This window comes from Streptomyces sp. NPDC054956 (genome assembly GCF_053609185.1).
On sequence record NZ_JBSGXB010000296.1, the window covers coordinates 1 to 9,300 of the forward strand.

At 70.5% G+C, this 9,300-nt stretch carries 5 protein-coding genes and 1 pseudogene; 2 read left to right on the forward strand and 4 right to left on the reverse strand.

All coding sequences use genetic code 11. The features are described 5' to 3' along the window. Positions 1-59: 59 nt before the first annotated feature. On the reverse strand, positions 60-722 hold the full coding sequence (locus ACWGDE_RS31715; RefSeq protein WP_453392484.1) for a deoxynucleoside kinase: 663 nt from the start codon (positions 720-722) through the stop codon (positions 60-62). Positions 723-1,145: 423 nt separating this feature from the next. Here ACWGDE_RS31715 and ACWGDE_RS31720 point away from each other — a divergent pair, with 423 nt between their 5' ends. Further along, on the forward strand, positions 1,146-3,488 hold the full coding sequence (locus tag ACWGDE_RS31720) for a collagenase (RefSeq protein WP_453392485.1): 2,343 nt from the start codon (positions 1,146-1,148) through the stop codon (positions 3,486-3,488). A 100-nt stretch (positions 3,489-3,588) separates the two neighbouring features. Here the strand turns inward: ACWGDE_RS31720 and ACWGDE_RS31725 are convergent, their stop codons facing one another. The 3 genes and pseudogenes from ACWGDE_RS31725 to ACWGDE_RS31735 form a co-directional block, all read right to left on the reverse strand. After that, on the reverse strand, positions 3,589-4,653 hold the full coding sequence (locus ACWGDE_RS31725; RefSeq protein WP_453392488.1) for a chitinase: 1,065 nt from the start codon (positions 4,651-4,653) through the stop codon (positions 3,589-3,591). 102 nt (positions 4,654-4,755) lie between these two features. Next, positions 4,756-5,304, reverse strand: a pseudogene (locus ACWGDE_RS31730) (carbohydrate binding domain-containing protein); the annotation flags it as partial. A gap of 148 nt (positions 5,305-5,452) precedes the next feature. Beyond that, entirely contained in the window at positions 5,453-7,729 is a 2,277-nt protein-coding gene (locus ACWGDE_RS31735; protein WP_453392486.1) for a hypothetical protein, read from the reverse strand. A gap of 441 nt (positions 7,730-8,170) precedes the next feature. Between ACWGDE_RS31735 and ACWGDE_RS31740 the strand changes: the two genes are divergently transcribed. Beyond that, positions 8,171-9,300, forward strand: a 1,130-nt coding sequence (locus ACWGDE_RS31740) for an ATP-binding protein (RefSeq protein WP_453392487.1), incomplete at its 3' end; no start/stop codon positions are given.

A 9,300-nucleotide genomic window follows, 5' to 3' on the forward strand; every position in this document is an offset into this window, starting at 1 on the left:
GGCCGGCCCCGCGCCCGGAACCCGAGGCCCGCCGGGACTGCCGGCGCGCCCCGGCCGTGTCAGGCCCGGAGCCTGCCCGCCGCCAGGGCCTCCTTGACCTCTCGCACCACGCGGGCCGCGTCCTCGGGTTCGTTCACCACATCCGTGTGGTTCATGTCCACGACGAGGACCTCGCTGGCCGAGTAGTGCTTGTGCACCCAGTCGTCGTAGCCGGACCACAGCGTCCGGTAGTACTCGACGAGGCTCTCGTCCTGCTCGAAATCACGGCCCCGCAGCCCGATGCGGTGCAGCACCGTCTCGAAGTCCGCCTTGAGGTAGACCATGAGGTCGGGCGCCTTGCGGTACGGCAGGCCGTCGATCTCGCGCATCATCTCGTTGAGCAGCCCCTCGTACACCCGCATCTCGAGGGAGCTGATCCGGCCCAGGTCGTGATTGACCTTGGCGAAGTACCAGTCCTCGTAGATGGACCGGTCCAGGACGTTGTCCCCCTGCTTGTACGCCTCCTTGATCGCGGCGAACCGCGTCTGCAGGAAGTACAGCTGGAGCAGGAAGGGGTAGCGCTTCGCCTGGATCTCCTCGGGGCTCGACGTGTAGAAGAGCGGCAGGATCGGGTTGTCGTCCACGCTCTCGTAGAAGACCTCGCTGCCCAGCTCCTTGGCGAGGAGTTCGGCCACGCTCGTCTTGCCGATCCCGATCATGCCTCCGACGCAGATCACTGGCATTCCTCACTTCTCCCTGGGGGTCTTCTGTTCGTGGGCGGGTGGGGTGGGCGCCCCACACCACGGGGACGCGTGTCGGCGGTCACTCGATTCCCCAAGATCGTCATGATCGGCGTCACGTGGTCCCCGTCCGAACCGGGGCACCGAGGACGGACACCCCCTCGACCGCCCAGGACCGCCGTTCCCCACGTGCCGCGTACGGCGACGAGCCACCGCCCCGCGGCCGCCTTGAAGCATAAATGACGCTCCGGCCCGTGCCGCCCGGCGGAGATCCGGGGCCGGCAGTTGACAACGTTTCAGTTCCGATAGCCCGTGAATCTGGCCAAAAACCTTCCGGCGCGATGCGACATGTGAAATTTTACATGTCACACATCAAACGCCCGTGTTCCCAGCACGCGGCCACAACGGCCCCGGAGGCCCCCGCAGATGCATCCCTTCCGGATATCGAAGGCCAACGCGCGCAGACTTCCCGCGCTCGGCGCAGCCGCCTTCCTCGCGCTAGGCCTTCTGGCGCCCCAGAGCCAGGCCGCCTCCACCGGCTCCACGGCTCCGGCCGGTACGCACGCACGTGGACCCGCGGCCTCGGCGCCCCGGTCGATCCCGGTCCCCAAGTCTCCCGACGCGATGAGCAACGGCTCCCGCTTCCGGATCTCCTCCCAGGACAGTGCCGAGGAATCCGCCCCGACCGCACCGACCGTCACGCCGATCGCCCCCGCCAAGACGGACAAGGCCGGCAGGCAGTCCACGGCGGCCACCGCCGCGGACGAGTGCGGGGACGTCTCCGGCGTGATCAACGCCACGGGCAGCGCCTTGGTCCAGCAGCTCAAGGCCCTCCCCCGGATCACCTGTACGTACCCGCTGTTCGGCCTCACCGGCGAGAACGCCCGCAAGGCCTTCCGCGAGGACCAGATGGTGACCGTCGCCAACGCGCTGCGCGACGCCTCCGCCGGCTACTCGGGCAACAACAGCGCCTCCGTCGGCCAGCTGGTGCTGTTCCTGCGCGCCGGTTACTACGTCCAGGACAACAACGCGGACGTCGTCGGCGCCTACGGACCGGCGCTGGACGGTGCGGCGCGCGGCGCGCTGGACGCCTTCTTCGCCTCCCCGCGCAGCAAGGACGTCACCGACGCCAACGGCGAGATCTTCAACGAGGTCGTCACGCTGATCGACAGCACCCACACGGCCGGCCGGTACGCCGGCGTCGTCAAGTGGATGCTCGGCAGCTACGACGGCACGTGGCCCGGCCAGATGAACCTCGCCATGCAGCACGTCGAGTGGGTCGTCGAGAACGGCTTCAAGGCCAAGAACGACGACCGCGGCTGGCGGGCCGCCCTCAAGGCCGACCCCACCATCCTCAACACCTGGGCCGGGTTCATCACGCGCAACAGCGCGCAGCTCAACCGCTTGGACGTCGTCAGCAACGTCGGCCGCTTCCTCGGCTACGCCCTGGACGTGCCCGAGCTCAAGGCCCCGGTGCGGCCTCTGCTGAAGGACCTGATCAACCGCTACCCGAACGTCGGCCCCACCGCGCCGATCACCATGAACCTCGGCTGGTACACGCGCCAGTACGACCGCGGCAACTGCGCCGCGTACGCCATCTGCGACCTGGGCGAGCGCGTGCTCCCGGCGATCCTGCCGATCCAGCACACGTGCAACCCGGGCCTGAAGATCCGCGCCCAGGACATGTCCCCCGGACAGCTGGCGAGCACCTGCACCAGCCTGGTCAACCAGGACGCCTACTTCCACCGGGTCATCGGCGACAAGGGCGCGATCCCCGGTGACGTGAACACCAACCTCGAGGTCGTCGTCTTCGACGACTACACCAACTACTCGCTGTACGCCTGGGCCATCTACAACATCGACGTCGACAACGGCGGCATGTACGAGGAGGGCGACCCGGCCGCCGCCGGCAACCAGGCCCGGTTCATCGCCCACGAGGCCCACTGGCTGCGCCCGGACTTCCAGATCTGGAACCTCAACCACGAGTACACCCACTACCTCGACGGCCGCTACAACATGGCCGGCGACTTCGAGGCCGGCATCGTCACGCCGACCATCTGGTGGGTCGAGGGCATCGCCGAGAACATCTCGTTCGGTTACCGGGGCGAGCGCAACGCCGACGCGATCGCCGAGGCCCGCAAGAACACGTACAAGCTCAGCGAGCTCTTCGACACCGTCTACGGCCAGGAGGCGGACCCCGCGGTCAACTCGAACCGGGTCTACCGCTGGGGCTGGCTCGCGGTCCGCTACATGCTCCAGGCGCACCCCGCCGACGTGCAGACCGTGCTCGACAAGTACCGCGCCGGTGACTGGAACGGTGCCCGCACCTTCCTGAAGCAGACCATCGGCACCGGCTACGACGCCGGTTTCGCCACCTGGCTGTCGACCGCCTGCGCGACCAACGACTGCGGCCCCCTGCCGGAGGCCCCGTCCACGCCGCTCTGCACCATCAGCGACCCCCGTCAGTTCGACAAGAACTGCCGCCGGGACAACCTCGCGGCCGCCGCCGGCAACTACAGCTACCACTTCGTGTACCTGCCGGCCGGCGTCAAGCAGCTGACCATCACCAGCAGCGGCGGCACCGGCAACGCCGACCTGTACTACGGCGGCGGCAGCTGGGCAACCACCGGCAACTACCTGGCGAAGTCCACCAACGCCGGCAACGGCGAGACCCTGACGATCGACAACCCGCCGTCCGGCTGGGTCTACTTCAGCCTCGCCGCCGCGCAGGACTTCAGCGGAGTGAGCGTCTCCACGCAGTCCAAGTGATCCGGCTCGCCGGGTCCTGAACGAGGCGGCGGTCCTTGCCATCCGGTCGCGGAGGGCAAGGACCGCCGTTCTCGTCAGCGGGCTTCGTGCAGGATGCTCATCAACGGCCCTGGAGGGACTTGACGTTGTCGCCGAAGGTCCAGCTCTTCGAGCCGTCCCAGTTGACCGACCAGGTCATGAGCCCCTTCAGCGAGCCGCCGAAGGCGTTCCACGACTGGCCGACCAGGCTCGGCGCCATGTAGCCGCCACCCGCGCCGGACTGGGCCGGCAGGCCGGGCACCTGCTTGTCGTAGGGCACCTTGATGGTGGTGCCCTGGATGGTCAGGCCGTTGTTCAGGCACGTGGTCTGCGCGGTGAAGCCCTGCACGGTGCCGGCCTGGTAGGAGTCGCCGGAGCAGCCGTACATGCTGCCGTTGTAGTACTGCATGTTCAGCCACCACAGCTGCCCGTTGTCGGCGTACTTCTTGATGATCGGCAGGTACGCGCCCCAGATCGATCCGTACGTGACGCTTCCGCCGGTGACGTACGCGGTTTCGGGGGCCATCGTCAGGCCGAAGCCCGCGGGCATCTGGGCCAGCACGCCGTCGATGATGCGCACCAGGTTGGCCTGGGAGGCGGACAGCGTGTTGATGTTGCCACTTCCGGACAGGCCGGTCTCGATGTCGATGTCGATTCCGTCGAAGTTGTACTTCTTGAGGATCGGGACGACGGTCGCGACGAACTTGTCGGCGACGGTGCTGGAGCTCAGGTCGATGCCCGCGGTGGCGCCGCCGATCGACATCAGGATCGTCGCCCCGGCCGCCTTGGCCTGGCACATCTCGGCGGGGGTCGCGACCTTGACGCCGGTGTCCATGCCGTCCTGCCACTGGACCGTGCCGTCCGAGAGGATCACCGGGAAGGCGGCGTTGATGACGTTGTAGCCGTGTGCGGCGATCCGGCTGTCCGTGATGGGGATCCATCCCATGCCGGGGTGGACGCCGTTGGAGGCGCCGTCCCAGTTCTCCCAGTAACCCTGCAGGACCTTGCCCGACGGCTTGGGCTTCGTGGGGCAGGTGCCGCCCGTCGGCGGCGTCGTGGTCGGCGGGGCGGAGGTCGTAGGCGGCGTGGTGGTCGGCGGCGCGGTGGTGGGCGGGGCGGTGGTGGGCGGGGCGGTGGTGGGCGGCACGGTGGTCGGCGGCGCCGTCGTCGGGGTGGGGCTGCTTCCGCCGGGGCCCACGAGCGACACGTCGTCCGCGTAGTACGCGGGCTGCCCGTACCAGCCGTGCAGGTAGACGGTCACCGAGGTGGTGTTCGGACCGGTGGTGAAGCCGATGCTGAGCTGGCTGTACGCCGGGCTGCTCGGCGTCCAGGTGGCCGGGGCGTTCGTGAGGCCGCTGCCGGTGGCGCCGAGGTAGACGTAGCTGCCCTGGACCCAGGCGCTCAGGGTGTACTGGGCGTTGGGCTGCACGCTGATGGTCTGGGTGCACTGGCCGTTGTCCTGGCCGGCCGGCGTGGCCTTGAGCGCGGCGGCGCCGGAGTGGACCGGACTGCCGACACTGACGCCGGAACCACCGGAGCAGGTCCAGCCGGAGAGTCCGTTCTCGAACCCGGAGTTGACGACCAGGTTGGCGGGAGCGACCTCGGTCGTGACGGCCCCGGCCGTGACCGAGCCGGCCACGGCCATGCCGGCACCGATGACGGCGGCGGCGCTCATCGCGGCGAGGGAGCGGTTCAGGACGGTCGGTCCGTGCTGGGCGCGGCGGGTCCGGTACCTCTGCACCGGACCCGAGCGGGAATCGCCCGACGGGCGTGGAGTGCGCGACCTCCGACGGAACATGCTGTGCTCGCTTCCCGCCGAGCGTCATGGACATGACCGACGCGTGGGGGCGTGACGCCCGGCTCTGGGTGAGGGGGGACATGTGGGGCTGTGCCGACCGGATCGTAGGAGGGATGACAGGGCCGGTCAATAGGTCTGGATCAATGACTCACACAGGCGTCCGTGGACCGGGGAGTCCGGCCGCCGCCAGCGCCGCGATCAGCGACCGCCGGACCCCGACCGTGCGCGCGTCCGTCCGGTAGTTGTCGTGCCCCTGGAGCGGCGGGAACACCGGATGCGCGGCGCTCCGTTCCAGGACCGGCGGCGCGTCCTCGGCGGGGTCGCCGGGATCCACCCCGTCCTCCCACTTGTGCTCGGTCACACCCGGCCCCAAGCCCTGCGGGTCCCTGACCGGGTCGTCCGTCAGCGGGCCCCCCATCGGGTCGGTCGTGCGCCAGGTGTTGGCCCAGCGGACCAGGGCACCCTCCTGGGCCGGCGCCCGCAGCGAGACCTCGGTGAAGAAGGCCGGGTGGTAGCGGGCGAAGTACGAGCGCAGCGGGCAGCCGCTCGTCAGCAGCGCGACCCGGGCCCGCCGCTCGGGCTCCAGCTGCCACAGCGCCAGCACTCCCAGCACCGCCCCCATCGAATGCCCGTGGAGCAGGACCCGCTCCCGCGGCCCGCCGGTCAGGTGCCGCAGCCGGTGCACCAGCTCCGGCACGCTGCGCCCCGTCCAGGTCGCGGGCGTGAACGGATGCGCGGCGCGCGGCCAGAAGGCGCCGATCGCCCACATCATCCCCGCGTTCCGCCGCATCTGCGGCTGGAGCACCATCGCCCGCACCGCGATCACCATGACCGCGACCAGGCCGACCAGGATCACCGCCCCCATCGAGTTCAACTGCGCGATCACCAGGTCCGCGTACGCGGTCAGCCACTTCAGCCGGAACCCGTAGGTACCGCCCACGGCGGCCACCGCGCCGACCGCGCACACCCCGACCACGCGCCCCACCCACACCTTCACCTTGCCCGCCCGGTCCTCCGCGGACCTCAGCTCCTGCGCGCGCCGCGCACTCTCCCGCCCCTCCTCGTCCGTCAGCGGCGGCCAGGAACGCTCCCGGCGCCACCTCTTCACCCTGAACACGACCCCCACGAAGGGAGCCGCCACCACCAAGGCGGCCAGCAGCAGCGGCAGCGCCATCGACACCGCCTGCACGGCGCGCGGCAGCACGACGCCCGTCTCCGCGCCGTCCTGCGTCAGCCACTCCCGCGACCACATCATCAGCGCGGCGCTGCACACCCACCCCGCGAAGCAGGCCACCACCCCGAGGGCCGCGCCCGTCGCCCCGTACAACGACGACTGCCGCCGCCGCGCCCCCGCCGCCCACACCGACCCGACGGCCAGGGCCAGCAGTACGCCGCCCTGCACGGCCAGCAGTACGGCGACCAGCGCGCCCATCCCCGGCAGCCGGCGCCCGGCTCCGGCGAACGGGGAACCCGCGGCATAGGCGGCGGCCCCGGCCAGCACCAGACCGCACGCCGCCCCCAGGGCCCAGTCCGCCCACGGCACCCGCCACCACGGGCCGCCGCACACCACCAGCAGCCCCAGCCCTGCCATCGCCGCGAACAGCAGCCAGCCGGCCGACCGTTCGCCGCCGCCCCGGAAGGCGGGCTCGGCCAGCAGCAGCGCCAGCGTCAGCGCCCCCGCGCACAGATGCCGGCAGGCCAGCCCGGCCGCCCGCGGGTTCACCTCCCAGAACCCGGACGCCTGCAGGGGCCGCCGCTCCTCGTCCCGGGCGTCCGCGTCGTCGTACCGGGTCGACATCAGCGGCTGGTACTCGCGCTTGCCGTCCCGCGCCGTGAAGGCGATCAGCGTCAGCGCCCCGCCCGGCACGGCCACCGCGGCGACCAGCCCCCACCCGGTGCCCAGGCCCGCGAGCGCCCGTACCGCAGGGTTCGCCCGGTCGCAGATGCCCAGGCGACCGCACTGCCAGACCAGCTGGTCCATGGCCACCTCGGCGCAGGTGGCCACCGCCAGGACGGTCAGCGTCAGCCCGACCAGCCGGGCGGCCCCCTGGTAGACCCTGGTCGCCCAGCGCCGCTCCAGCCCGAAGGGCTGCAACCACGCGACCGTGTTGAGGAGCAGGAAGGGCACCAGGAACAACCACAGCGCGCGCCGGGCCCCGCCGATGGTCAGCGTGGCCCAGTCGTACACCTCCCGCACCACGCCGATTTCCGGCTCGGGCGCCGCCCCGTCCGACCCGTCCGACCCGTCCGACCCGTCCGCCTCGCCCGACCCGTCCGTCCGGTCCGTCGCGTCCGTCCGGTACACCCCGGCGCTGCGGTCCCCGCTGACCCGCCGGACCCCGCTGGGCTGCACCACCTCGGCCCGGTCGGCGGGCCCGATGCCGGGCAGGATGATTTCGACGATGGAATTTCCCCCTCGGTCCATGCGCACAGGCTGTCAGGGGCACGGCCCGGCTGTCAGCGGTCCTGCACTACCGCGCCGAGCAAGTCGGGTCCGGTTCAAGGGCTTTCGCGACCGGTCGGACCGCTCCGACCAGGTTCTTTCAATTACTCCCGCGACCGCTCCCATCCGAAGCCCCCTCAAGACCCTGTACGGCCACCTGGAGCCCAAACTCCCGACCACGCATGGGGGGATAGGCCGAACCTCTCTCGGTGCTCCACACGGCTACTCAGGCATCTCGACGGGGCTACAACTCGCTGGATGAACGCTCCCGGCAAATAGAATCAAGGGGATGCCGGCCCCCGGAGCCGCGCATCCGTTCATGACCGCGTCCGGCAGTCCGCGCTGCCCGCCGCCCGCCCACTCCCCCTCTCCACACGCCGCCCCCGCGGGGGCGCGGCTTGTGCTGCCCTGAAGGAGTCTTCCGTGACCGATACCGGCAACCCGACCGAGTCCGCCCCGACCGCCGTTCCCGCTGCGATCGCCGGCAACAGCCCGGATCCGGCGCCGTCTTACGACGCCAACACGATCAGCGTCCTCGACGGACTCGACGCGGTCCGCAAGCGGCCGGGCATGTACATCGGGTCGACCGGCGTCCGCGGCCTGCACCACCTGGTGCAGGAGGTGGTCGACAACTCCGTGGACGAGGCGCTGGCCGGCGTGGCCGACACCATCGGCGTCACGATCCTCGCCGACGGAGGGGTCCGGGTCGCCGACAACGGCCGCGGCATCCCCATCGACATCGTCGCCTCCCAGGGCAAGCCCGCCCTGGAGGTCGTACTGACCGTGCTGCACGCGGGCGGCAAGTTCGGCGGCGGCGGTTACGCCGTCTCCGGCGGTCTGCACGGCGTCGGCCTCTCCGTCGTCAACGCCCTGTCCACGAGGGTGTCCGCCGAGGTGCGCAAGGACGGCTACCGGTGGAGCCAGGACTTCAAGGACGGTGTGCCCACCGCTCCGCTCGCCCGGCACGAAGCCACCACCGCCACGGGCACCACCCTCACGTTCTGGGCCGACGACAGCATCTTCGACACCACCGACTACTCCTTCGAAACCCTCTCCCGCCGCTTCCAGGAAGTCGCTTTCCTCAACAAGGGCCTGACCATCTCGCTCGCCGACGAGCGCGCCTCCGCGAGAGCCGGCGCCGAGTCGGCCGACGGCGACACGGACCGGCAGGCGCGCACGGTGACCTACCACTACGAAGGAGGCATCGCCGACTTCGTCACCCACCTCAACTCCCGCAAGGGCGAGGCCGTCCACCCCTCCGTCATCACGATCGAGGCCTCCGAACCCGCGCGGACACTGTCCGCCGAGATCGCGATGCAGTGGAACACCGGTTACAACGAAGGCGTCTACTCCTTCGCCAACGCCATCCGCACCCATGACGGCGGCATGCACGAGGAGGGGTTCCGCACCGCCCTGACCGCCCTGGTCAACAAGTACGCCCGCGACAAGAAGCTGCTCCGCGAGAAGGACGACAACCTCGCCGGCGAGGACATCCGCGAGGGTCTGACCGCGATCATCTCGGTGAAGCTGGGCGAGCCGCAGTTCGAGGGCCA

What these genes read in the sequence shown, in the direction of transcription:
- ACWGDE_RS31735 (WP_453392486.1), bottom strand. Translation starts at nt 7,729, where the DNA reads ATGGACCGAGGGGGAAATTCCATCGTCGAAATCATCCTGCCCGGCATC.
- ACWGDE_RS31715 (WP_453392484.1), bottom strand. Translation starts at nt 722, where the DNA reads ATGCCAGTGATCTGCGTCGGAGGCATGATCGGGATCGGCAAGACGAGC.
- ACWGDE_RS31720 (WP_453392485.1), top strand. Translation starts at nt 1,146, where the DNA reads ATGCATCCCTTCCGGATATCGAAGGCCAACGCGCGCAGACTTCCCGCG.